Raw genomic sequence first — 24,348 nt, 5'->3', positions numbered from 1 at the left:
AGGGGCTAATGATCGCTGGAGATCCATATACTTTGGTGCTTTTTGGCGTTCTTATGGTTTATGAGGCGAATGAATTTTTGTTGCAATAGCTCAGGCGTAATTCTAACAAGGGTGTCGCACTCGATCGAGGAGGATTGAGGAAGTGGCCTAAGGGTAGATCGTTCGTGAATCTTAGATTTAAAATGAAACAAACTTGTAAAATGAAACAAACTTGGGTCTTTTGATTTTTGTTCGTTTTTTTGTCTCTGACCCATTGATATAATTGACTATAGTTCTCGCTCTGTTTCAATATAACTCTGGCGCATTTTCGGCCTCTGTCTTTAGCGCTGGATGAATCTACTCGACGACTCGTCGTGTCTGGTCTGGCTCAAATTTTCGCGGAAGTAATTTTTAGAGTTGTATAACAACATCGGACTATTCCAACTAAGGGCATGTCGCGTGCTGATAAGATATGCATTCAAATGGAAGCAAATGAACTCAGAAAAGCCTTTACAGATTTCTTCGTAGAGCGCGGTCATACCTTGGTACCGTCAGCCTCGTTGATTCCTCACGATCCTACAGTATTATTTACAGTGGCAGGGATGGTTCCTTTTAAGCCGTATTTCCTCGGTGAAGAACAGCCTGCTTTCAGCCGAGCCACCTCGATTCAAAAATGTATGAGGGCTGGTGGCAAGCACAACGATCTAGATCAAATCGGCCGAACCGCCAGGCATTTAACTTTTTTTGAGATGTTGGGTAACTTTAGTTTTGGAGACTATTTCAAGAACGAAGCAATCCCCTATGCGTGGCAACTTGTCACCGAAGTCTTAGGGTTAGATCCGAACCGCCTTTGGGTCACCGTTCATTTGAGCGATGATGAGGCGGAAGCCATTTGGCGTGATAAAGTTGGCGTAAATCCCAAGAGAATTCAGCGACTTGATGAAGACAACTGGTGGCAAATGGCCGATACTGGGCCGTGCGGGCCATGTTCGGAGATCTATTACGACAAGGGCGAGAGTTACGGTGCCGACGGCGGCCCCGCTTTTGGATCGGACGAGCGATTTCTGGAGATCTGGAACCTGGTCTTTATGCAATACGATAGGGCCGAAGACGGATCCTTGCACTTACTGCCTAAGCCCTGTATTGATACTGGGGCAGGACTAGAGCGAATTCTTCCGGTTATTCAAGGTAAGGGTTCTGTCTATGAGACTGATTTGCTTTGGCCTATATTGGCTGCAGGCGCGGCCTTGATTGGTGCTACCTATGGTCAAGATCCAGAAGTCGATGTGTCATTGCGGATCATGGCGGACCATGCGAGGTCAATGGCATTTTTAGTGGCGGACGGAGTGATACCTTCCAACGAAGGTAGAGGCTATGTACTGCGTCGGATCATAAGGCGGGCTGCGCTTCGAGCATGGCGAATAAAAGACGTAGAGTCTGTAATGATCACCCTCTTAGATGCAGTTATCGATAACTTGGGAGTCGCTTATCCGGAGTTGGTGACTGGAGCGGATTTCATAAAATCCGTGATCGACCGAGAAGAAAAGAGCTTCGCCAAGACGTTGAGAGCGGGATCTAACCTTTTAGATGCTGAACTTGAACGTGGTTTGCCGATCTCTGGGGAGGCGGCTTTTCGCCTTCACGACACCTATGGCTTTCCAATTGAATTGACTCAAGAGATTGCAATGGATCGAGGGGTCGAAGTCGACACTGCGGGTTTTGAAGTTGAAATGGACAAGCAGAGAACGCGTGCTCGTGCGGATCGCAAGGAAAAAGGCGGCGATAACGAGCTCAACGACCGTTATCGAGAGATTTTCGAGACCTTTGGCCCCACTATCTTTAGCGGCTACTCCACATTGGGTGATCAGGGCCGAATTGTTGGGATTTTCAAGTCGGAAGGTCAAGACGATCTCTATGAGGTCTTTTTAGATCGAACTTCCTTCTATGGCGAGCAAGGTGGTCAGGTGGGTGATACTGGCGTAATCTCGACCGAGGGAGTTGTTGGTGAAGTTTTAGATACAAATTTCGCCTTCTCATCGTTGACAAGGCATATCGTTCGAATCCCAAGTGGTGAATTTCGAATTGGACAGAATGTTTCTATGAGCGTCGACCGGGCGCGACGAAATGCAATTCGCAAGAATCATACAGCTACTCACCTTGTTCATAGCGCTCTTCGTTCGGTGCTAGGTGACCATGTAAAGCAACAGGGCTCTTTAGTGGCTCCAGATCGTCTCCGATTTGATTTCTTTCACTGGGGTCCGCTTTTGCCAGATGAGATCATTAAAGTTGAAGAACTCGTCAATGAAGCCATATCGGCTAGTGAAAAGGTGGAGACCAAAGTAGCCTCTAAATCTGAAGCCATGGAGATGGGTGCTATCGCTTTTTTCGGAGATAAGTATGGCGACTCAGTCCGCGTGGTGCGGGCGGGTTCAACGTCTATGGAGTTTTGCGGAGGAACTCACGTAGATGAATTGGGTGCGATAGGGCTCTTCGTGATCACACAAGAGACTTCTATCGGCGCTAACACTCGTCGTATCGAGGCACTTACCGGTCTTGGTGCGCTTAGCTACCTAAAGGCCAAGGCTGCCTTGCTGGGTCAAGTTACAAGTGTTCTTGGCACCTCTGAGACCGAGGTTTTGTCCAGATTGGAACAGATGCGGATCAAAGAAAGAGAGTTAACGTCGACTCTCGCAGGCTACGAAAGAGAGCGACTTTCAAAACTTACAAAGGACCTTTTCTCTCGGATTGACGATGGAATCCTTATTGAACGCCTTGATGGACAGAATCCAAATGCTCTCAAAGAGATCTCCTCCATCTTGAAGTCGCATGTGGGGTTGAAGTTTGTAGCTCTAATTTCACTCTATGATGAAAATAAGGTTGCCTTGATTGCGACGCGAGGCCCGGATTCGTCTATCGACGTCTCGAGCGCGGTTGCTGGCGCAGCAAACGTTCTGGGTGGAGGAGTAGGCAGGAATGCAGATTTTGCTCAAACCGGAGGCAAGAATTATGAAAAGATCGACGAGGCCCTTCAAATCATTAAGAAGTCGATCTAACTAGTTGTTTCTGCAGGGGTTGAACATATTTGGCTTTAGATATAAAGCTCAAATAGCTGGCAATGAGCCTTGTTCAAGTAAATAAGATCGAATTGGTATCGTCAACTATTTGAGTCAACTCATTGTAACTTATAAGGTTTGAAGTGGCTAAGTATGTAGCGTTAGATCTAGGAAAGCGACGTGTAGGCGTCGCAGTTGGCAACAATTTGATTGGGGTAGCTGTTCCTAGCGAATCGTTCCTGGTGAGTGGCGATCTTATGTTAGAGATTGATAAGTTGGTGTCTCATCTGATGGATTACGATCCAAGCGTGATCGTAATCGGCGATCCTGTTTCTTTGAATGGAAGTAGTGGGATCGCTTCGAGCTGGGTACATGAGATTGGTAATGAGATAGCTCGCGTTGGGAAAATAGAGATTGTCTATGTTGATGAGCGCTTGACCACCAGGTCGGCGACGAGGGAACTTGCTCAAACGGGCCAGAGAGGGAAAAAATTGCGTAGCCGAGTTGATTCAGCGAGTGCAGCTGTAATTCTTTCTTCTTATTTTGATACTATCAATGGTCACGATTCGTGAGTATGGGTTTGTCCGAGGTCTCCAAGGGTAGTTTGTTTATCTGTCCAGCAAGACGCTCTGTTAACTCTAGGTATTCAAGGGGAGTCTGATTTTGGTTGTAGAAGACCACGACCTTACTAAAAGGCGTCGAGTGACCCTTAGGGGTAAGGTCATCATTGGCATCCTCTCCATAGTGTTTATCGTGATAATTAGCGCTTTCCTAGCTTGGTCTTCTTACCAAAGAGGGATATCTGGAGCAATTAAAGGTTCGGTCGTGAATCTTTTGATAAAGAGCGGAGATAATTATTCTATTGTCGGACGTGAACTCGCAGGGTTAGGAGTGATTCGTTCTAGTTTTTATTTCGACATTTACCTGAAGCTAAATGCTCCTCCTTCCCTTCTTCCAGGTGAGTATACTTTTCATAAGAATGAGTCGGCCAAAGCTGTAATTTCGGTCTTTCGAGGTGGCGCCAATGAGTATCGCCTGACCATCATTCCAGGGATGACCGTAGCTCAAATAGCTCATCAAGTTGCTAAAATTCCAGGTCATAGCCTCAAGAGTTTTGATAAAGCTCTATCGAAGGGCAACTTTAAAAGTCCATTTCTTCCTCCTGGTTCGACAAATTTGGAGGGTCTTTTGAGCCCTAACACATATTTTGTTCTTCCAAATGAGCCCGATAGTCAATTGATCCAAGAGATGCTGGATGAGACCACAAAAGTTGCTTCTCAGGCAGGTCTATCGCCAAGCACCAGGTTTGATTCCATCAGCGCCTATCAGGTTTTGATAGTCGCATCTTTGATTCAGCGTGAAGCTTTGTTGAGTGGGGACTACGCCAAGGTTGCTAGGGTGATATACAATCGGCTCGCTATACCGATGAACCTGCAGTTTGATTCGACTGTTCTCTATGGACTTGGCTTGACTGGTGGTTCGCCTACTTATCAACAACTTAAGGTGGCTACCCGGTATAATACTTATTTGAATCCTGGATTGCCACCAACGCCCATCAGCGCTCCTGGAGAAAGCGCTATTCACGCAGCGCTAAATCCTGCAAGTGGGCCGTGGATATATTTCGTAACTGTTAGCTCAAATGGAGCAGAGGCATTTTCAACAACCTATAGTCAGCAGTTAGCTAATGAAGCTTTAGCTGGCCAGAGAGGGCTAGGATGACAAATTTTGAAGTTGAGGCTCACCTATCATCGTGGGCCTGGCCCACCGGAGCCACTAAAGTTTTAGCCGTAATAGGTGACCCTGTGGATCATTCGCTTTCTCCGGTGATTCACAATGCAGCTATAAGACGTTTGGGTTTGGACATCGTATATGTGGGTTTTAAGGTCGCACGCCAAGATATAGAGAGCGCGATGGCGGCCGTGCGTATCTTTGGGATCCAGGGACTGTCGGTGACAATGCCTCTCAAGAAGGAGATCATACCTTTTCTCGATTCGGTAACAGAGCGTGCTCGTTTACTGCAGAGTGTAAATGTGGTCTATCGAAAAGGTGATCAGCTCATTGGTGATTCTACCGATGGCCCAGCTTTGGTCGAAGCTCTTCGAGAAGATCATGGTATTTCAGTTAAAGGCAAATCTGTGGCAGTGATCGGTAGCGGCGGTGCCGGACGGGCGATCTGCCTAGCTCTAGGTGAGGCTGGGGTTGGTGAGGTATACGTGGTGTCGCGAAACCTCTCGACAGCTGCAGTTGCAGCAGAGCTAGCTGGATCAGTAGGCTTTGTGGGAGTCCCCGCCGATATTGCGCGAGCCGATATCGTAATCAATGCGACCCCGGTTGGAATGGCTGGTACTCAACTTAGTGGTTTGAGTCCTATCACCCCTGACCAGCTTTCATCTGGTCAATTTGTCTACGACATAGTTTATTATCCGGTGCAGACACCCCTGATGGAAGTGGCTGCGTCCAAGCATTTAGAAGGTGGCTCAGGAGTCTCTATGTTGGTGCAACTTTCAAAGATAGCCTTTGAACTTTGGACGGGAGTTGAGCCGCCGCTTGAAGAGATGAGAGCTGCGGCCAAAGCCGAAACTCTGCGCCGAAGCTGAGTATTCGCTTCGACTTCACAAATAGTGTTGAAGTTTTGGTTAGTAACTGACGAAAATGAAGTTGATGACTTTCCCGGTCCCACCTTCAACGCAGTTAGAACGTAATCAAAGCGCTCGCCAGAGTGGGGTAGGTGGTATCCTTTCCCCCTTAGCTCGGTTTTTGCTTCAAGATGGCGTGGTCTCGGAGGAGAACCTTCACAAGGCTGCAGACGAACAGAGAAGGCGTAACGTACCCCTGTCACGGGTATTGATCGAGAACAACTTAGTCGACGAAGCCATTCTTGGAAAGATCCTAGCTACACGTTTGGGGCTAGAATTCGTAGATCTAAATAGAATATCCGTTGACCCAGCTGCTTCATCTTTGATAACACGTAATCTTGCAGTCAAGCATGAGATGATTCCTATTTCATTTAGGGATGCGCGGGTGGTGGTGGCAGCGGCCGACCCCAACAATGTGCAGGGAATTGACGACTTTCGAGCATATATTCGTAGGGATATTGTCCTTGTTGTCGCCTCAAGAACTGCCGTGCTTTCAACTATCGATCGTATGGTTGGAATCGGAAATGAATCCGTAGAGGCAAATGCCATAGCGGCCGCTGAGGTTGCCGATTCGTCTAGTAATGAAAATGCCTCTGCACTCAAAGAGGTGGCCGAAGAAGGACCGATCGTAAAGTTAGTAAATGCGACAATTGCTCAAGCGGTAAATGATCGGGCTAGCGACGTTCATGTGGAGCCACAAGCAGATGGAGTTAGGCTTCGGCATCGTATTGATGGAGTGCTTCACGAAGTGTCGATGCTTCCAAAGAATCTGCAAGCAGGGATTATCTCACGCATCAAGATAATGGCGGATCTTAATATTGCCGAGCGGCGAGTGCCTCAGGATGGGCGGATTTCAGGAGTTATTGGGGGCCGATCGATTGATCTTCGAGTTGCTACCCTTCCAACCAATTATGGCGAGAAGGTAGTGCTTCGAATTTTAGAGAACGCTACTGCGATGATGGACTTGGCAGATCTGGGGTTTCTGTCGGACTCCTTAGCGCTCTATCAAGCCTCTTTCAAAAAGCCCTACGGAACAATTTTAGTTACTGGACCTACCGGTTCTGGTAAGTCCACCACGTTATATGCAACGCTGAATGTCTTGAATTCGCCAGAGAAAAACTTGATTACGGTTGAGGATCCGGTTGAGTATAGAATTCCAGGCATCAACCAGGTTCAAGTCAACTATAAGGCTGGCCTCAACTTTGCATCAGCCCTGAAATCGATTTTGCGTTCAGATCCAGATATCGTCATGGTTGGCGAGATTCGAGACCAAGAGACTGCGGTTATCGCGACGGAGTTAGCGCTAACTGGCCACCTAGTTCTGTCCACTCTTCACACAAATGATGCGGCATCCACTCCTGCTCGCTTGATTGAGATGGGCGTGGAGCCCTATCTGGTTTCAAGCGCACTTGACTGCATTGTGGCTCAACGTCTAGCGCGGCGTCTCTGTGATAATTGCAAAGTGGCCTATGCACCAACTAGAGCTGAGCTCGCTCCTCTTAATCTTGATCGCTGGGGGCTTGAAGTACCTCCGAATTTGTACAAGGCCGAGGGATGTGGTGTTTGTTCTAATACGGGCTACAAGGGACGCTTTGCAATTCATGAAGTTCTCGTGGTAACTGATGACGTAGAGCGTCTTATTGCTGGGAATGGTAATAGCCATGATATTCGCGATTTGGCAATGGCCAAAGGAATGATACCCATGAAGGTTGCTGGATTGCGGCAGGTTTTAGGCGGAAATACAACTTTGGATGAGATATTTAGAGTTGTTTCATGAGTCAAGGATTAGACCTAGGTGCTAGATAAGACAAAGGCGATTGCAGCATTAGTCCGGAATGGGATCTCAGATCCGGATCGCTTGGAGGGACTAACCAAAGATTCTTCGGGTGTGATTGAATTCGTAGACATTGTGGCTCGAGAATTTCAGTTGTCTCATGATAATCTTTTGGCCACCGTCTCTGAATCCAACTCCGTAAAATATAGCGATGGACCTTCTGTGGTTCGATCTTCAATGGTGGATAAGCTCGCCTCTTTGGAGTTGTTTAAACGATTCTGGGTGGTCCCGTTCTTGGTCGTCGACGGGAGGCTGCAGATCTCGACTTTGGATCCTTACTCTGACGGTGTGATTTCGAAGCTCAAGAGTGCCTTGGTCGGCTATGGCATTGATATGGTCCAAGTATCTCGATCATCAATGGTGGAGATTGCCACCTCGATCTTTGGATCGGCGATATCTAAAGAGTTCGAGGAGTCAAATCCTCTTTCTCAAGGTGAATCCGATTCTAAATCAATTGGCGTTTCGGATCGTTTAGTATCGATGGCGCGAATGGATGCGTCGATACCCTCAATTGCTGAATTATTGCGAGTTACATCCGACCAAAGAGGATCAGACCTCCATTTGACCGTTGGGGCGAGTCCCACAATAAGGGTTGATGGTCGACTGATAAGGCTCGATCAATATCCAATTCTAAAGCCGCAAACTATAAGGGAATTGATCTATTCCATACTCACTGATTCGCAGCGGGATCGCTTTGAAGCCAGCCGTGAGCTTGATGTTTCCTATGGCGTTGCGGGAATTGGGCGTTTTAGGGTAAATGTATTCATGCAGCGCTCCAGTCTGGGTGCAGTTATGCGATCGATTCCCGACAAGATCGCCACTCTGGAAAGTTTGGGTTTACCTAAGGTCGTTTCTTCATTTGCGGATATCCCAAGGGGTTTGGTTTTGGTCACCGGCCCTACTGGCTCAGGCAAGTCAACTACACTTGCCTCGCTCGTTGATAGTATAAATGCATCCCGTGAGTGCCATATAGTCACGGTCGAGGATCCGATTGAGTTTTTGCATAGCCACAAGAAGGCGTTGATCAATCAAAGAGAAGTTGGCGAGGACACCTTTGGCTTTGCGGAAGCGTTACGTCATGTATTACGTCAGGATCCCGATGTCATACTAGTTGGTGAGTTGCGCGATCATGAGACGATCTCAATGGCGCTCACTGCCGCTGAGACTGGTCATGCTGTATATGCGAGCCTTCACACTCAGGACGCCCCACAGGCTATAGATCGAATTATAGATGTCTTTCCATCGCATCAGCAATCCCAAGTCAGAGTACAAGTTGCTTCGAGCCTTCAAGGGATCGTTACTCAGCAACTCTTACCGCTGGCAAGCGGGCATGGCCGGACGGTTGCAGCGGAGGTATTGGTAATTACTCCAGCTATACGCAATTTGATTCGAGAGGCAAAGATCCACCAGATCTATTCATCCATGCAAGCCGGTGGAGCCTTTGGCATGCAGACCATGGAAGTGGCGCTCGCTCAGCTTGTAAGGGCTAGAACGGTAACGCCCGAAGCGGCACTGAGGGGCTCTTCGAACCCCGACGAACTCCGCAGGCTACTCTCTTCTTCCAACTCTTCCCCTTCTCAGCTACGCAGGGGCGCTTAAGACCATCTTGGCGCTTTTGGGTGGAAATGGCGTTTGACTCTAAGACGCGTCTTTAAAATCTGGGTACCCATCGGAGATAGGTAGGGGTTTGCACTAAGCATGTCAACGGGACCAGAAAGAGAGTCGATCGATAATATTTTGATCCTGTAGCGGAGGATCTTGCCTTGCTTGTCAAGTTGACTCCTTGTTTTGGTAGATAAGCCACCTTCATTTTGCTCTGTTGGGTTGAGGAGCTGATCCGATGGCGTTGGTTTGAGTGGTTATGGATTTATAACATCACTGACACGAAGATTCGCATCTATCAAGTTACCCAAAATAGTCCAAGAATTCAGCCAAAGCTGATCTACCAAAGCGATATCAGGGGTGGTTGTCCGTCCCAAGACACAAGGCTGTCGTAACGTCGATAGTGGCAATCTATGAGTGATAAAAAACTTTTCACTTTTGTCACAAGGACTACGGCTATATCTTGAAATCGCCGTGGTGACTCTTTTTGAGTGGTTATAGCATTTTCGAGGTGCCAAGCTTGACTTTTGGATCAGAAACGCTATTCCAGCGTTTTTCTCGCGGAGGAGTTGGATTATCTGTCTCTGGGGGGTTTTAGGTTGAGCGATAGCCTTAGTAAAAACGGGGGATCTAGCTGTCTCCACTAGAGCAACTGGCAGATTTTGGTTAAGATGACCTTTCTTGGAGATGCGAAAGCATAAACGATTTTACAACGGTATTGATAGCGTCGATACGAATTTTTGAGATCCGTGGTGATGCGATTTCGGGTTTTTATTACAGGTTCACATTCCAAGCGGTCGAAAGAGTAAGTGTGGAATATTCCCCGAGATATTTGAAGGTGCGGTTGTGAAGACTTTTGAATACCAAGCACGTGATCGAAAGACCGGCGGAAAGATATCCGGTGTGATCGATGCAGAGAGTGAAGGCAGGGTAGCCGAACGCCTTCATGAGATGGGCTATCTTCCCGTTTCAGTCAAATCCAAGAATACGGTTGCTCTCTCGATGGAGATTCGGATTCCTGGTATCTCTGATCGTGTCAGTGCTGACGATTTAGCAACATTTTCCCGACAGTTTGCAACTATGATTTCAGCGGGCTTGCCGTTGGTGCGCTCGCTTGTAATTCTTTCAACTCAGGTTGAAAATAAGACACTAGCGGCTGCTCTAGTCAAGATTCGACAGGAGATCGAGAGGGGTTCATCGCTCTCGGTTGCTTTGGCTATGCATCCAAAGATCTTCGATCGTCTCTTTGTGTCGATGGTGAGAAGCGGCGAAGTCGGTGGTGTTTTGGATCGCGTTCTTCTCGATCTGGCCACCACTTTAGAGAATGCAGCCTCGATTCGTCGCAAGATTAAATCGGCGATGACCTATCCTGTTGCGGTGTTGATCTTGGTTGTTTTGATTTTGACGGCGATGCTTCTGTTTGTAGTTCCTCAATTTAAGTCGATCTTTGCATCCTTGCATGGCACGCTTCCGACCCCAACATTGATATTGCTTGACATCTCCCATATCATGGTTTCCTACTTTTTGGAAGTGGCACTAGTTGTCGCTCTCCTCATATACCTATTACGTAGGTATATTCGCACCGAAAAGGGGCGGATTGTAAAGGATAAGTTGGTTCTGAAGGTGCCGATTTTCGGCAAACTTCTACATAAATCAGCGGTGGTTAGATTCTGTCGTACACTATCGTCGTTAGTTCGATCGGGAGTTCCGCTTCTGGAGGCACTCGATATCACCAAGGGAACAGCTAATAATACGCGTTTTGAATCCGCTATTTCTGCAATGCAAAACGGTGTGAAACAGGGAGTTTCACTTTCGACGACAATGGCTCAACATGATATATTTCCTCCTATGGTTACACAGATGGTGGCAGTAGGGGAAGAGACTGGCGAAGTTGATACAATGTTGGCCAAAATAGGGAACTTTTACGCCGAGCAAGTCGAGGCGATGGTTGCATCACTTTCATCACTTTTGGAGCCGGTCCTGATTGTGGTCCTGGGAGGGGTCGTCGGTTCTATGGTGATCTCACTATATCTGCCAATGTTCAATGTCATCAAGCTTATAAAATAGGATCCAGAAGCTGCTATTTTTCGGTTCTCCTGATCGTTCTTTCTAGCTTGGCTTTTTTGGATCGATTGCTCGAATTTTCAATCTGTCGGATCAAAAAGCATATTTGTGTCAATTGCCTTGGATCAATGATTTACAAAGCCAGCTTCGGTTGAAGCGTTTCAAAACGTCCTGAAGTATTATGGCTAGCGGTTTTTACTTCCATGATGGACCGAAACACTAATGTCCCCTCCAATTAGAGCGTTGATCTAATTTTCTGATGAATAAGGATGATCTTCTTATGACGAATTGATTAGACCCACAGAGTTTGACTCCCCGACGAATCTTTATTGCAGTCGGAGCACGCCTCTTCTTGAGCCTCTTATTTTTAGCCATGTACCAAAAAACACCATCGGGGACGATGGGCGAAAAGGTGCCTCGACTCTTTGGAGTTTGCAATGAGACCTCTTTTTATTACTCTCTTATTGAAGATTTGTTCGATGAACAGCAGCTTTGCTTGAGACCGATCGCAAAAGCGTGGTTTGCGTATGTAATAGTTGGTCTTTGAAACTTTTACGGACTCTTTTGGACTTCCCGTGCTAGGTGTTGATTTCAGAGCGTAAAATTGGTGGGTGAAGGTGAGTTGCTGACCCCCGAAGATAAAGAGCAGCGGGCCTGCCTCCGCGGTTTCCTGGGACTCCCGCCTTGCCAGCAGGAAGGACAAACCCTTTGGTTGAGAGCACTTTGCGTCGAAAGTTGGCAACATCAGGAGCCTTGCCCCAAACTGCCTCGTAAACTCCTCGGATGTCGGCTAGTGAGAATGGCTCGTTTACGAATGCGGTCGCTAGTGTTGTGTATTCCAATTTTGATCGAACGCGTTCGATAGCATCCGTGACAATAGTGTCATGATCGAAAGCCAGCGGGATCCTCTCTGCCTTGTCACCGCGTCCAAGTGCCAGTGAATCCACGGGCCAAAACTTTGCTTGAGACACATCTCCTCCCGCAACTGGTCGATCTAAGTTTGCCACAAGAGCCACGTGTGCTACTGAGACGACTCTCATCCTGGGATCACGCTTTGGGTTGCCGTAGGTTCCTAGTTGTTCGAGGTGCATTTCACTTGCGTCTAACCCAGTTTCTTCGGTGAGTTCGCGCCGGGCGGCATCTTCAACATCTTCTTCGGGAAGGACAAATCCACCTGGAAGTGCCCAGTAATTCGAGAAAGGATCCTCGCCTCTGCAAATTAAAAGCACACAGAGTTTTCCATAATTCACGGTAAAGATCGCCAGGTCGACCGTTAGTGCAAATTGGGGTTGATGGGTCTGATTTGTTCGGGTCATTATCAATTCGTAAGGAATCTTGTAACGGTTGATTGCAATTGGTACCTTGATATCAGAGTTGACTATAGATCTACGAGTTGATTTTATCTCATTTTGTGAATCTTGACTAAAGAAAGTTCCAGACTCCCACCTCGCTTGGTGCCGTGACGGCTCTGAGTAATTTAATACTAGGGCAAGCGCGCTGAGCAACGATGATTATTTTGATCAATGGACTAAAAGAACCGTATGCTTAGTTATCTTTATTAGAAATAAGTATGACAATTATGGACGTGTAAATGAAAATCGAGATCTTCGCAGATATAGTCTGTCCATGGTGTTTCGTTGGGCGTCGGCGACTAGATGAGGCGCTTACCTATTTCGACCATAGTGACGATGTCGTTATCTCCTATAGAAGCTTCGAGCTCGACCCAGGTGCGCAACTTTATTCAGGTGCATCGATTGTTGAGCTGATTTCGAAAAAGTACAACGTTACGCTCGAAGAGGCTAGGGGCTTCAATGAGAATCTTCTAAATATTGGCGTGGAACTTGGAATTGACTTCGACTTTGAGAAGATGTCGCCTACAAATAGCTTCGATGCTCACCGTCTGGTTCAGTTGGCCATCAAAAGTGGCCTTGGAGAAGAGATGGTGGAATCTTTGATGAAAGGATACTTCGAAGATGGTGCATTGATTTCGGATCATGAACAACTCGCTAGCATGGCCAGTCGCGCTGGAATGGACTTCTCGCGTGTGAGTGAAGTTTTACGGAGCGATGAGTTTGCCATAGAGGTCCGACGAGACGAATCTTTTGCTGCCTCGATTGGTGTAAGCGGTGTGCCCTTCTATTTGATCGAAGATAAATATGCGATATCGGGTGCTCAGGATACTATGACTTTTGTCTCTGCTATGACGGCGGTATGGTCTAAGCTCAAATGACTCCAAATTTGGAGATACTTTGCCACATGGATATAGCCCTAGCTCGAACACTATTTCGACTTGAAGGCCGTTTTAGCCATCATTGAGATCACAAATGTTGCCTTTTGCTTGAGGTCCAAAGTCTAGGGTGGCTGATTTGTTCGAGTGGTTGGAAATTATTGGCGCTAGCTCTTTCTTCCTACGATCGAACATTGGCACAGCCTAGAGGAGTTGGCCGTTTTTTTTGGATTAAATTTGCCTTGTCTTGATTTGGGGTCGGCAGTTTTTTGATTACGCGCTTGATTCTGAGTTACGCGCTAGTGATTTTGCCTTTGATACAGGGATGTCATGGTTATGTAATCTTTCTCTGTAACTTTTCTTATTGAGATCTCCTAACTAATTTGATCGAATTCAGATTTACCCAAACGAACCTTTGTGTTGGTTGTATGCTTCGATCTGTAAGAGACTGATATATCCGGGGTAATGACTATGGATTTTGAATATAGCCCGAAGGCAAAGGACCTACAAAATCGTCTTTTGGCCTTCATGGACGAAGCTGTATACCCAGCTGAAGAGGTGTACGAGGAGCAAATGAGAAGCTCTGGTGATCCTCATTTTTATCCTCCGATAATTGAAGATTTGAAGAGCCAAGCTCGCTCGCGAGGTCTGTGGAACTTGTTTTTGCCACACAAGACTGAATGGACCGAGGGACTCTCTAATCTCGACTATGCGCCACTTGCGGAGATTTCAGGGCGTAGCCATTTGGCACCAGAAGCGATCAATTGTGCCGCTCCAGACACGGGGAATATGGAGATCCTCACAATGTTTGGAACAGAGGAACAGAAGGAAGAGTGGTTGAGGCCACTGCTTCATGGCGAGATCCGATCGTGTTTTTCTATGACCGAACCAGCGGTAGCCTCGAGTGATGCTTCCAATATCGAATGTTCGATTACCCGAGATGGTGACGAATACGTTATAAATGGGCGCAAGTGGTGGTCTTCTGGAGCCTCATCGTCGCGTTGTAAAGTGGCAATAGTTATGGGTAAGACCGATCCCAAGGCCTCTCCTTATCAGCAGCAATCTATGATTTTGGTACCTCTGGATACCCCTGGGGTTAAGTTGATCAGAGACCTGACGGTATTTGGCTATACCGACAGGGAGGGCCACGGAGAGATTCACTACGACAACGTCCGGGTTCCAATATCGAATCTTCTTGGAGAAGAGGGTAGCGGTTTCGCAATTGCTCAAGCTCGTTTAGGACCAGGGCGCATCCATCACACGATGCGTTCCATAGGTGCCGCAGAGAGAGCCTTAGCACTTATGTGCAAGCGAGCACGAAGCAGAGTGGCCTTTGGTAAAACTTTGGCAGAGCAAGGCACAATTCAGACTTGGATTGCGGATTCTAGAATAGAGATTGACCAAGCTAGGCTTTTGACATTGTATGCAGCTTGGCTGATGGATACCGTTGGAAATAAAGGGGCGCGAACCGAAGTCTCTGAGATCAAAGTGGTCGCACCTAATGTTGCTCTTAGGGTGATTGACCGTGCTATTCAAGTTTACGGGGGCGCTGGCGTTAGCGAGGATACTCCGTTGGCAAGGATGTACGCCGGTCAAAGGACATTGAGGCTGGCCGATGGTCCAGACGAGGTGCATCGCATGACTATCGCCCGCCGAGAGCTTAGAAAACACGAATAGTATCCCTAGCTTTTGATATCTGGTTGCCTTGATAATGCGCCCAACGTTGACTAAGCCGTAATGATTCGGCGAGGTCAGCGTTGGGCGTAGATTATTGTCCCGTAGCGCGTTTCTCGTTATGAATCGGCGGCTTTCTCAGTTGAAGCCTTTTGTAATAAAAGTTCCTGATAGCTCAGCTTTGGAAAGATAACAGATTTTGGGTAAATTTAATGATCTCACAAGGTGGCGTCTTTGAACCTTCTAACCAAGTCATAGTCTTACTTGATTCTGGTTTTGTGCCCCTTTATCCAGGAGAAGACAAATAGGGCCAATTGTTCTGGTGGCGCTTCAACTAAACTTCCTACATATGCTTTTAATGAGCAAATGTTTAGGCGGATAAGGTGGGAAATCGTTTTGGGCAAGGCAGAACCACGATCTCAAGATAACGAGACCAGCAAAGTTGATCCAGAGTTTTCCAGCGAGAGGGTGCAGGGATATCTCGCGGAAGCTGTAGCGATTACAAATGAAAGCACCGAAACGGCCGAGGCGCTCGCATTCGTGGAGGAGATGCAGGCTAAGATCGATTCCCGCGTAAAAACCCTTAGGGCTTCTGGCGCATATCCACCTTCTCTTTTGGCTCGCGTAAATGGCTACTATGAGTCGCTAAAGCCAATTGGAAGTGGGCACTCTAAAGCGGACTTCGAAAAGATACTTCTTATCACCGATCGTGTTGCCTACATGGATGTAGATGTGCCCACTGGATCGTCTAAGCCGGGAGTTTCCTATGTAAAAAAGGTATTACGTATGGCAATGGCCTGGTACCTCAATTACATGGCACAACAATTCAATAATTTTACATCGAATTTAATGCGGCTTTTGACGGTAGTCGATCATCGTTTGACTGCGTTAGAGGAAAAGGCCGTTACCATTGAATCGCCCAAGCTCGATATCGTCGGAGTAACCGCATCATTGGTCTTACATGCTTCATTGGTTGATGAGATTGTGGGCGAACTCACAAACGTCAATGGTCGAATCCTGGTCGCCGAATTTGGAAGAGCGCAAGTGCTTGAGGCACTTGCCTCTGAGAAGAAGGATTTTTATGGGATCGAGACTAGGACGGAGTTCTTGGATCTAGGCGAGTTGGCTTCTTATGATGTTCGCCAAAGTAGCATCCTTGAGCACCTCTTGGCAGTCGGCAATTCATCTCTTGATGGGTTGGTGGTAAGCGGAATTGTAGATAGGGGATCAATTCAAGAAAAGACCGCTTTGCTTTTTGGAGCGAAAAGAGTGTTAAATCAAGGGTCCAAATTGATTCTCGTGAGTTCCACGATGGAGCACTTTTCCAAAGTCGAGAACCATATGGAGTTTGATCTGTCTATCGGTCGCCCATTTTCTAGTTCGACTTGGACCTCGATCTTGACCAAACTCGGGTTTTCTCACGTGAAGGTCGTGGAAGCAAAGGATGGCTGTGGCTGTTTAGTGATTGCGAATAATACTAAAGTCTCGCCTTTATCTTCGTTGGCGGATTTTGGTATCAAAGAGAACAAGCCCGATAATTAGTTTGCGTCTCGCCAGCCGTAAGGTGCGTAGTGTTTTACTTACCCTATGGATTTTGGTTCCGTTGTTTTTATAAGGAGCTAATTAGCTTTTGATTGCTTCCTGGCAATTATTAATAAGTTTTAGTTGGCAGATAATTTTGGATTGTAGGACCCAGTAGTGGCGGGAATTCATCAATTTATACCAGTTCTATCGCGGGGCGATGGTACCTCTAACAATGCGTTAGCGATCACACGACGTATTCGGGAAGTTGGCATTGACTCTAGGATCTATCTCGTTGAAAATTTTTCAGGTGAGGAAGGTTATTTCTATAGCGACTATCTGAAGGTGATGGATCCCCAAGATATACTCATCTATCACCTAGCTACTTCTTCACCGATTCCTATATTTTTGGATTCGCTGCCCAATAGGGTTGTGGTTCTATATCAAAATTTGACTCCCGCCTCCTACTTTGCGCCTTACGATCTCCTTGGGGCGGTTGGGCAGGAGCAAGCTCGCGCAGAGCTCTCTTTGCTCGCTCGAAGATCGACAATGGGAATTGCTCCTTCCCGCTTCAATGGCAACGATATGATTGAATGCGGATACGCAAATGTAGAACAGGTTCCTATAATCTTTGACACCTCTGATTTTATGGGTGAACGAGACCCAGCAGTTGAGCGGATGCTTTGGGATATCAATCAGAGGGGTTTTTCTAATTGGTTATTTGTGGGAAGAATCGTTCCCAATAAGGCACAAGAACACCTAATAATGGCTCTTGGTGCACATAGAGAAATCTATGGTGACAATGCGATGCTGCACATTGTCGGTCGTCCAACATATCCAGCCTATTTGGACTCTCTCTATCGCCTCGCCGTCGAATTGGGGCTAGACAAAAGGGTAAACTTTGTCCTTGGTGTATCACCTAAAGAGCTAGCGAGCTTTTATGCAATGGCGGATTTGTTTATATCTGCTTCTGAACACGAGGGGTTTGGCATGCCGCTCGTGGAGGCAATGTTTCATGGATTGCCAGTTCTAGCTTATGGTAAGGCGGCGGTTCCAGAGACTGTGGGCAAGGGTGGCATTGTCCTAGATACTCGGGATCCGATAGTAGTTGCTTCTTGGGCGCATGAGATCACCAACTCATATTCTCTTTCGAGCGCGATGGCTGAACTTGGTCGAAGTCGCCTTATGGAGCTTGCTCCTTCTGAGACTGTAGCTATCTTGGATAAAGTTTTAGAGAAGTTACTTTCGGAATGTGGTCTTGATGGGCTAGGAGATTTTTCAAGACCATCTTCGCTCATAGCCGATAAAGGCTCCAATGGTATTTTAGGCTCGCAACCATTGGTCAACTCGAGTAGAGATTGATCGATGCATTCGTCGAAGTTTAGAGTAACTTTTGTAGTTCCACGTTATGGCAAAGAAGTATTTGGCGGAGCAGAAAATGCGGCTCGGATGTTGGCTGAAGCCTTGGCAACACGCGAAGAGCTAGAGGTAAATGTCCTTACTACCACGGCTTTATCTCATCTTGATTGGTCGAATAACCTTCCCCGGGATCGTCGTTGCTAAACAATGTCTCCATTGAACGATTCTCCATCGATGCTGGCCGTAGAAGCGACTTTGAATATATTTCGCGAAGGATGCTGTCAGCGCCTAAGTCTTTTAGCCGACAAGAATCATTGGATTTGATCAATTGGCAAGGGCCAGTATCAAATCAACTTATTGAGTCGATAGCAACCTGTGACTCTGATGTTGTAGTTTTTTATCCCTACCTCTACCATACAACGGTACAGGGAGTACTCAGTTGTCCAGTACCCAGCGTCCTTCATCCTGCAGCTCACGATGAGCCGATTATAGATCTAGCTATCTACAGAGATGTATTTGCTAAGGTTCAGGGTCTTGTTTATCATACTTATGCCGAGCGCGCCATCGTCGAGCGGCGATTTGGAGTCGCCTCCAAGAAGAGTATCGATCTTGGCATGGGTTTTCGGACTTATGAAGGTCTCAGGGGTAATGTGTGTGAGCGGTCTGGATTGAACGGGAAGGAGTTCATCCTTTGTTTGGGGCGCGTGGAAGCGAAAAAGGGATCGGTGCTTCTGGCAAGACTCTTTCATGAATACAAGGTTCGCAACCGAAGTGGAGTGCAACTTGTGTTCGCGGGTGCGATTTCAGAGGCCGGTCCGGGATTTGTGGATGTGAGATACTTGGGAGAGGTTTCGGAAGCGGACAAGGCGGAGCTGTTGGAAAAGGCCACGATTGTGATATCTCCATCAGCATATGAGTCATTTGGTATTGTCCTTCTTGAAGCTTGGAATGCATCCAAGGCTGTAATTGTCAATAGGGATTGTGCTGCAACTTACGAACTGGCTCGTTCTTCAAGGGGTGCATTGTCTTTTGAGGATTATGGGACATTCGAGGAATCTCTTCATGTTTTGTTGGAGAATAGAAAATATCGCGACCTCTTGGCGAAAAATGGCAAGCGTTATATACGGCAAAACTTCTCCTGGGACGTCCTCGCTAAGCGGTACTTGGATTTTTTGCGTTCGGTCGCAAGGGTATGATTAGATATTTAAATATTTAAGATAATGTAGATCGATCCTTTATGATCTATTGATTATTACTAAAGTTGCTTATTCAAAGAGAATCGCGGACAACTACTCTTTTGCGAAATTGTCATGTTTTTTCTGGGTTAGTTTCTGTCGTTTTACACACTCCTTGATGAGGATGGACTAATTAATTATGTTGGAAAATCATAATTAGTGCTGTCATTTTCGGTGAAGTTGTCAATTTAAAGTCTGTTGGCGTCAGGCCGATCTATGGACATCGCGGATATGATTGCATGATTTTTGCCTTTAGTTTTTCTGATTGCCGTTCGGTGGATTTTAAATATGACGCTATTTTTGATAAAAAGACCGATTAATGATGCATATTTTTAAGGCTGTAATTGTTTCCATGACTGTTTGGAATCTTACTGAAGGAAGACCTTTGTCTTGGATTCGATCCTGATTTTAGATTCTTTTTCGTCCAGTTTGACCCGTTTTGTCGAATCAATGGTTTGGATATTTCTTTTGGACTGGTCGCAACGATGACTTTATGCTATCTTACCCGTTGGATTATTTATTTGCGGAGATACCTATGATCGAAGTTCAATTGCAGATATGGTTTAAGACCTCCATCGATGATATCTATCTCTGGTTCTAAGTGTTCTATTAATTATGGGTTAGCGATGTTCATCTCGCAGACAACTATAGAGTTCTAAAGTAAGGTTGAGGTTTTATGTATTTTTCGAAGTATGAGTATCTTTTATTCGAACGAAAAGAAAATGGAGTACTGTTAATAACTATAAATAGACCTGAGAAATTTAACGCTACTAATGAAATTGGCCACGGTGAGCTAGCGCGAATATGGCGGGATGTTTCTGAGGATCATTTAACAAAAGTTGCAGTTATTACTGGATCGGGAAAGGCTTTTAGCGCCGGAGGCGATCTGGATATGGTCTTGAATATGGCCGGTAACTATGAGAGAGTAAATCACATGTTGCGTGAGATGAGCGATATGGTTTACAACATAATCAACTGCGAGAAGCCCATAATATCGGCCATAAATGGAGTGGCAGTCGGTGCCGGTGCAGTGGTTGCACTCTTGGCTGATATCTCAATCTGTGCTCTAGATGCCAAGATAGGTGATGGACACGTGAAGCTCGGCGTGGCGGCGGGAGATCATGCATCAATTTTGTGGCCATTGCTTGGAGGGATAGCAAGAGCGCGTTACTACCTTCTTACAGGAGAGATGATCACGGGTGAGGAGGCGGAGAGGATTGGAATGGTCTCCAAAGCGCTTCCAAAACAAGAGGTCCTAGATGAGGCGTTACGCGTCGCCGATGGGTTGGCTAAGGGCTCGCAAGATGCGATTAGGTTGACCAAGAAAGCAATAAATGGATGGTTGCGTAATGCGGGGCAGATCTTTGATACCTCTGCTGCATATGAGATGTTGACCTTTATGGGTCCGGATGTCGTAGAAGGTGTGGCGGCGTTGCGCGAAAAGCGCGCTCCATCATTTCCTTCATCTATATAGTTAAAAGCTTTTATGAAGGCTCCTATCAAAGCTAGGGTTGCTACCAAAGGGTCGAAACCTAAAAGGAACTGAACAGCTTCGATCGCAATTGTCATTCCCATGATTGGATTTAGAGGATTGAAATGAAGAATAATTCAAATGTCGACTATGACGCTGAGCACGAGGCGTTTGGTGAGATCGTTGAGGTATTTATAGCTCGAAGTGTTGAGCCGCACTATCAAAGATGGGAGCAGCAAGGTATAATCGACCGAACTCTCTTTTTGGAGGCAGGCCGGCAGGGTTTATTGGCTTTTGGTGTCGGAGAGGAGTATGGTGGCGCGGGAGTCAATGACTTTCGCTACAACGCAATCTTGAATCGTGGCCTTTCAAATGGAGGTTATGCGGGGGTTGCACTCGCTTTGAGCCTTCAAAATGATGTCGTCCTGCCATATTTTACAGATCTAACCAATGATGAACAAAAGGAGCGGTGGCTGCCATCTATCGTGGCTGGTGAGTCGGTGATAGCAATAGCAATGACGGAACCCAACACAGGTAGTGATTTGTCGGGAATTTCGACTAGCGCTCATAGGGACGGGGACTACTTTATCCGGGTAAGCGGATTATCGTGTGGAAAGGTCGCTCCAACTCCTGCTTGCCGTGATAATTCACAACGGACGATCGCGTGTAACAGCCCTTCGTTATGATCTGCTTATGCCGCTATCAGCTGATGACTCACCAGACAGGGGTGCTCCAAGCTTTTCTTTAGATCTACCCAGCGTTCACGGTATTCGAACTGAACTCAACGAGGGAATTCGGTTAGTGGAAGGGCGATCTATCCATGAGGCTCCACCATGTCCGAAGTGTGGAGACCTGCGTCCCTTCCGACATGGAACAAAGGTTCAACGCTATATCGATCTGCCCGTGCGAGGAGTCAAAGTTGTCGTTGACCTTGAGCGTCAGCGATACAGGTGTAAGCAATGCTCAGCGACGTATTTCAACCTCCCAGATGGTTTCGACCATCAGCGCTCGATAACGACCAGATTGCGGAGTTATCTTGAGCGGAAGGCGCTAACCCACACGTTCTATGAGCTTGCGCGCGAAGTCGGAGTAGATGAAAAGACGGTTCGTAACGTCTTCAACGATTACTTGCCTCACCTGCAGAGCGGCCCAACAGTGCAGACCCCTACGGTACTCGGCATTGACGAGGTTCACACTCGCAGTGGCTATCACTTAGTGGTTACCAACGTTTTGGAGAAAACGATCATCGAGATGTTCGAGAAAAGGAATCGCCACACGGTTGATGCTTATCTTTCCTCTCTACCCGATGCCCAGGTGATACAAGTGGTCACGATGGACATGTGGCGTCCCTACCGCGACGGAGTCCGCAAGCACCTCCCCGATGCCCAGGTCGTCATTGATAAGTTCCATGTCGTGAAAATGGCGAATCAAGCTCTAGAGACGATTCGAAAAGCTCACCGAGCAACTTTGAGCCAGAGCGACCGCATCCAACTGAAACAAGATCGGTTCCTGATGCTTTATCGGCGATCGGAGCTTGATGAGTCTCAAAGCCTTCAGCTCGATCAAATTTTCGACAAGTACCCCTCGTTGGCCATAGCCCATGCGTCTAAAGAAGCATTCTTTGATATCTATGCTTGTGCGACTCGAACTGCGGCTGAAACTGCCCTTGAAGATTGGAAGTCGAACCTCACCCCAGGACTACTTCCAGCATTTAAACCACTTCTTACTGCACTCACGAATTGGCATGACGAGATCTTCGCGTATTTTGACTATAGGTACACCAACGCGCTCACGGAGTCGATGAACGCACTCATCAAGATCGTCAACCACATGGGTAAGGGATACAGCTTTGATATTCTCCGTGCGAAGATGCTCTACGCCCCAAGAGCCCAGCTGACACGGAGCACCACTACTCGAGGAGTGCGCTGGAGCGGCACAAACGATTATCTCACCCTCCGGACGTCGGGGCATCTCGGCAGTTCCAACCGCCCCACTACGACTTCTGTTCGCCTGGGTACGAGTATTCCCGCGCTGATACAATTGTGTGTCGATGATATTGATGACGAAGATACTCGTTCAATAACTCAGGATGCAGAAACGGAAGAAATGAGGGATACCCCGTGAAGGACACGCAGCACGGCGATCCCGAAATTGGCGAGCCGAGATCGAAATCCGCTTCACCCTCAGGTCTCGAGAAGATACCTGAGCGCCTAGTCAAGTCCACAGAACGAGTTCGAGACTTGGGTGAGGTGTTCACCCCTGTTGCGATCGTCCAAGATATGTTGGATCTGCTCCCCGCAGACGTTTGGCACCCCCACCCTGCTCAGACATTTTTAGAGCCAGCTTGTGGGGACGGTAATTTTCTCGTCGCAATTCTCACTAAGAAGTTATATGCAGTCATGAGCGCCGCAGCCGTTGTCGCAGATCGCCAACAGATAGAAGTAACTCGCGCTCTCGCACTTGAGGCTCTGGCGTCGATTTACGGGGTGGATATTTCTCCCGATAATGTCATCGGAGGAACCCCTGGCCACGAGATCGGTGCAAGAGAGAGACTTCTACGGGTGTTTTCCGACTGGCATGCAGAGTGTCTCGACGAGAAGCTTGAAAGTGACAATCCAATCCTGTTGTCAGCAAAATGGATAGTCGAACGAAACGTCCAGGTTGGCAACATGCTGCCGTTCGGAGCCGACGGTCGACCGAGCGATAGGGCACAGATTCCGCTCGTCGAATACAGCTGGAACCCGGAGTGTGCAGAAGTTTCGATTTCCATAACCACTCTTGGTGCGGTTATGGAGGGCGCCGAAGCCGAGGTAGGCGATACCGTTTCGTTGTTCGGCGCAACACCTCCAAAGCATTTATGGACTGGAAATATTTCTGAGCTACATCAAGTAGAGACGTATCGGGTCACGGTGAAGCGTGGGCGCACTAGTGGGAAACGAGCTTCATGATGAACGACCTTGTATCTTCCAAAGCACCCGATATCTTAGAAGTTATCTCTGACCTCTCTAGCGACGAAGTATTCACTCCACCACGAGTTGTGACCCAGGTGCTCGACCTTCTCCCGGCAGAAGTATGGAGCAATGCATCTTTGCGATGGCTTGACCCAGGCTGTAAGACAGGCGTATTTCTTCGCGAGATAACTAGGCGATTGATGTCGGGACTTGCCGATGAGATTCCTGATGACCAAGAACGACTTCAACACATTCTCGAGAACCAAGTTTTCGGTATCGCCATTACGGAACTTACCTCGATGATGTCTCGCCGAACCCTGTATTGCTCTAAAGATGCAGCCAGCGTCCACTCCGTGGTTCAAATGCCAACGAGCAGCGGCAACATTTGGTTCGAGCGAGTTGAACATACTTACGTCAATGGAAAGTGCCGAGAGTGCTCGGCTTCAAAGACGCAGATGGAGCGAGATAATCGAGACAACTATGCATATGCCTTCATTCACGAGGCAGGGCGCACAGCCGTTTGGAAGGATTTAGGGATGAAGTTCGACGTAATCGTGGGTAATCCACCCTTCCTTGTAATGTCACTGTGTTGTGATATAATGTGTTGCAGTGACGGAGGACTTAGAAAAGACGGACTGGCGGCTCTGCCGGGCGCAGCGCTCGACGTGGAGAGGGAGCTACAGCTCGTCGCTGCTTGACGAATGGGATAACCTCGAAGAGGTTGAGCAGGGGCTAGGCATCA

At 47.3% G+C, this 24,348-nt stretch carries 19 protein-coding genes; 18 read left to right on the top strand and 1 reads right to left on the bottom strand.

Going from position 1 to position 24,348, the window contains the following annotated elements:
• Positions 1-461: 461 nt before the first annotated feature.
• From alaS to ACIDITHRIX25_RS78575, 7 genes are all read left to right on the top strand, one after another.
• A complete protein-coding gene (alaS, locus tag ACIDITHRIX25_RS78605) occupies positions 462-3,032 on the top strand; it encodes an alanine--tRNA ligase (RefSeq protein ID WP_201733256.1) in 2,571 nt (856 codons plus the stop codon).
• A 143-nt stretch (positions 3,033-3,175) separates the two neighbouring features.
• Positions 3,176-3,604, top strand: coding sequence for a Holliday junction resolvase RuvX (gene ruvX / locus ACIDITHRIX25_RS78600; RefSeq protein ID WP_052604151.1), 429 nt, complete (start codon positions 3,176-3,178; stop codon positions 3,602-3,604).
• Positions 3,605-3,695: 91 nt separating this feature from the next.
• Complete coding sequence (gene mltG / locus ACIDITHRIX25_RS78595; protein WP_201733255.1) at positions 3,696-4,751, top strand: endolytic transglycosylase MltG; 1,056 nt, start codon at positions 3,696-3,698, stop codon at positions 4,749-4,751.
• Positions 4,748-5,629 (top strand): shikimate dehydrogenase, encoded by an 882-nt coding sequence (gene aroE / locus ACIDITHRIX25_RS78590; RefSeq protein ID WP_052604153.1) that lies wholly within the window; start codon positions 4,748-4,750, stop codon positions 5,627-5,629. The genes mltG and aroE overlap by 4 nt, the downstream gene beginning before the upstream one ends.
• Positions 5,630-5,693: 64 nt before the next feature.
• Entirely contained in the window at positions 5,694-7,445 is a 1,752-nt protein-coding gene (locus tag ACIDITHRIX25_RS78585; RefSeq protein ID WP_201733254.1) for a GspE/PulE family protein, read from the top strand.
• Positions 7,446-7,463: 18 nt separating this feature from the next.
• Positions 7,464-9,101 (top strand): type IV pilus twitching motility protein PilT, encoded by a 1,638-nt coding sequence (locus ACIDITHRIX25_RS78580; RefSeq protein ID WP_201733253.1) that lies wholly within the window; start codon positions 7,464-7,466, stop codon positions 9,099-9,101.
• An 849-nt stretch (positions 9,102-9,950) separates the two neighbouring features.
• Entirely contained in the window at positions 9,951-11,171 is a 1,221-nt protein-coding gene (locus tag ACIDITHRIX25_RS78575; protein ID WP_201733252.1) for a type II secretion system F family protein, read from the top strand.
• 575 nt (positions 11,172-11,746) lie between these two features.
• Here the strand turns inward: ACIDITHRIX25_RS78575 and ACIDITHRIX25_RS78570 are convergent.
• Entirely contained in the window at positions 11,747-12,484 is a 738-nt protein-coding gene (locus tag ACIDITHRIX25_RS78570) for an NUDIX hydrolase (RefSeq protein ID WP_052604198.1), read from the bottom strand.
• A gap of 275 nt (positions 12,485-12,759) precedes the next feature.
• Here ACIDITHRIX25_RS78570 and ACIDITHRIX25_RS78565 point away from each other — a divergent pair, with 275 nt between their 5' ends.
• The 11 genes from ACIDITHRIX25_RS78565 (at position 12,760) to ACIDITHRIX25_RS78515 (ending at position 24,304) form a co-directional block, all read left to right on the top strand.
• A complete protein-coding gene (locus tag ACIDITHRIX25_RS78565) occupies positions 12,760-13,398 on the top strand; it encodes a DsbA family oxidoreductase (protein WP_201733251.1) in 639 nt (212 codons plus the stop codon).
• Between the two features lie 468 nt (positions 13,399-13,866).
• The gene (locus ACIDITHRIX25_RS78560) at positions 13,867-15,072 is read left to right on the top strand and encodes an acyl-CoA dehydrogenase family protein (protein ID WP_200891155.1); all 1,206 of its coding nucleotides are present in this window, start codon (positions 13,867-13,869) and stop codon (positions 15,070-15,072) included.
• A 393-nt stretch (positions 15,073-15,465) separates the two neighbouring features.
• Complete coding sequence (locus tag ACIDITHRIX25_RS78555; RefSeq protein ID WP_201733250.1) at positions 15,466-16,611, top strand: hypothetical protein; 1,146 nt, start codon at positions 15,466-15,468, stop codon at positions 16,609-16,611.
• A gap of 156 nt (positions 16,612-16,767) precedes the next feature.
• Entirely contained in the window at positions 16,768-17,952 is a 1,185-nt protein-coding gene (locus tag ACIDITHRIX25_RS78550) for a glycosyltransferase family 4 protein (RefSeq protein WP_052604159.1), read from the top strand.
• Between the two features lie 3 nt (positions 17,953-17,955).
• Positions 17,956-18,153, top strand: coding sequence for a hypothetical protein (locus ACIDITHRIX25_RS78545; RefSeq protein WP_201733249.1), 198 nt, complete (start codon positions 17,956-17,958; stop codon positions 18,151-18,153).
• Entirely contained in the window at positions 18,147-19,145 is a 999-nt protein-coding gene (locus tag ACIDITHRIX25_RS78540) for a glycosyltransferase family 4 protein (RefSeq protein ID WP_201733248.1), read from the top strand. Before ACIDITHRIX25_RS78545 ends, ACIDITHRIX25_RS78540 begins: the two co-directional genes overlap by 7 nt.
• A gap of 715 nt (positions 19,146-19,860) precedes the next feature.
• Positions 19,861-20,658: an enoyl-CoA hydratase/isomerase family protein gene (locus ACIDITHRIX25_RS78535; protein ID WP_052604161.1), complete on the top strand. Its 798-nt coding sequence runs from the start codon at positions 19,861-19,863 to the stop codon at positions 20,656-20,658.
• A 122-nt stretch (positions 20,659-20,780) separates the two neighbouring features.
• Positions 20,781-21,341 (top strand): acyl-CoA dehydrogenase family protein, encoded by a 561-nt coding sequence (locus tag ACIDITHRIX25_RS78530; RefSeq protein ID WP_201733247.1) that lies wholly within the window; start codon positions 20,781-20,783, stop codon positions 21,339-21,341.
• Complete coding sequence (locus ACIDITHRIX25_RS78525; RefSeq protein WP_201733246.1) at positions 21,265-22,779, top strand: ISL3 family transposase; 1,515 nt, start codon at positions 21,265-21,267, stop codon at positions 22,777-22,779. Before ACIDITHRIX25_RS78530 ends, ACIDITHRIX25_RS78525 begins: the two co-directional genes overlap by 77 nt.
• Positions 22,776-23,603 carry a DNA methyltransferase family protein gene (locus tag ACIDITHRIX25_RS78520; RefSeq protein WP_201733245.1) on the top strand — a complete coding sequence of 276 codons (828 nt, stop codon included), beginning with the start codon at positions 22,776-22,778 and terminating at the stop codon, positions 23,601-23,603. Before ACIDITHRIX25_RS78525 ends, ACIDITHRIX25_RS78520 begins: the two co-directional genes overlap by 4 nt.
• Entirely contained in the window at positions 23,600-24,304 is a 705-nt protein-coding gene (locus tag ACIDITHRIX25_RS78515) for an Eco57I restriction-modification methylase domain-containing protein (RefSeq protein ID WP_201733244.1), read from the top strand. The genes ACIDITHRIX25_RS78520 and ACIDITHRIX25_RS78515 overlap by 4 nt, the downstream gene beginning before the upstream one ends.
• Positions 24,305-24,348: the final 44 nt, after the last annotated feature.

The organism is Acidithrix sp. C25, assembly GCF_904848545.2.
This window is presented reverse-complemented; position numbering and strand designations above follow the sequence as displayed.

Excerpts from the sequence above, each read along its gene's own strand:
- alaS (WP_201733256.1), top strand. The coding sequence starts at position 462 with ATGGAAGCAAATGAACTCAGAAAAGCCTTTACAGATTTCTTCGTAGAG.
- aroE (WP_052604153.1), top strand. The coding sequence starts at position 4,748 with ATGACAAATTTTGAAGTTGAGGCTCACCTATCATCGTGGGCCTGGCCC.
- ACIDITHRIX25_RS78585 (WP_201733254.1), top strand. The coding sequence starts at position 5,694 with ATGACTTTCCCGGTCCCACCTTCAACGCAGTTAGAACGTAATCAAAGC.
- ACIDITHRIX25_RS78570 (WP_052604198.1), bottom strand. The coding sequence starts at position 12,484 with ATGACCCGAACAAATCAGACCCATCAACCCCAATTTGCACTAACGGTC.
- ACIDITHRIX25_RS78565 (WP_201733251.1), top strand. The coding sequence starts at position 12,760 with ATGAAAATCGAGATCTTCGCAGATATAGTCTGTCCATGGTGTTTCGTT.
- ACIDITHRIX25_RS78560 (WP_200891155.1), top strand. The coding sequence starts at position 13,867 with ATGGATTTTGAATATAGCCCGAAGGCAAAGGACCTACAAAATCGTCTT.
- ACIDITHRIX25_RS78545 (WP_201733249.1), top strand. The coding sequence starts at position 17,956 with ATGCATTCGTCGAAGTTTAGAGTAACTTTTGTAGTTCCACGTTATGGC.
- ACIDITHRIX25_RS78535 (WP_052604161.1), top strand. The coding sequence starts at position 19,861 with ATGTATTTTTCGAAGTATGAGTATCTTTTATTCGAACGAAAAGAAAAT.
- ACIDITHRIX25_RS78530 (WP_201733247.1), top strand. The coding sequence starts at position 20,781 with ATGAAGAATAATTCAAATGTCGACTATGACGCTGAGCACGAGGCGTTT.
- ACIDITHRIX25_RS78515 (WP_201733244.1), top strand. The coding sequence starts at position 23,600 with ATGATGAACGACCTTGTATCTTCCAAAGCACCCGATATCTTAGAAGTT.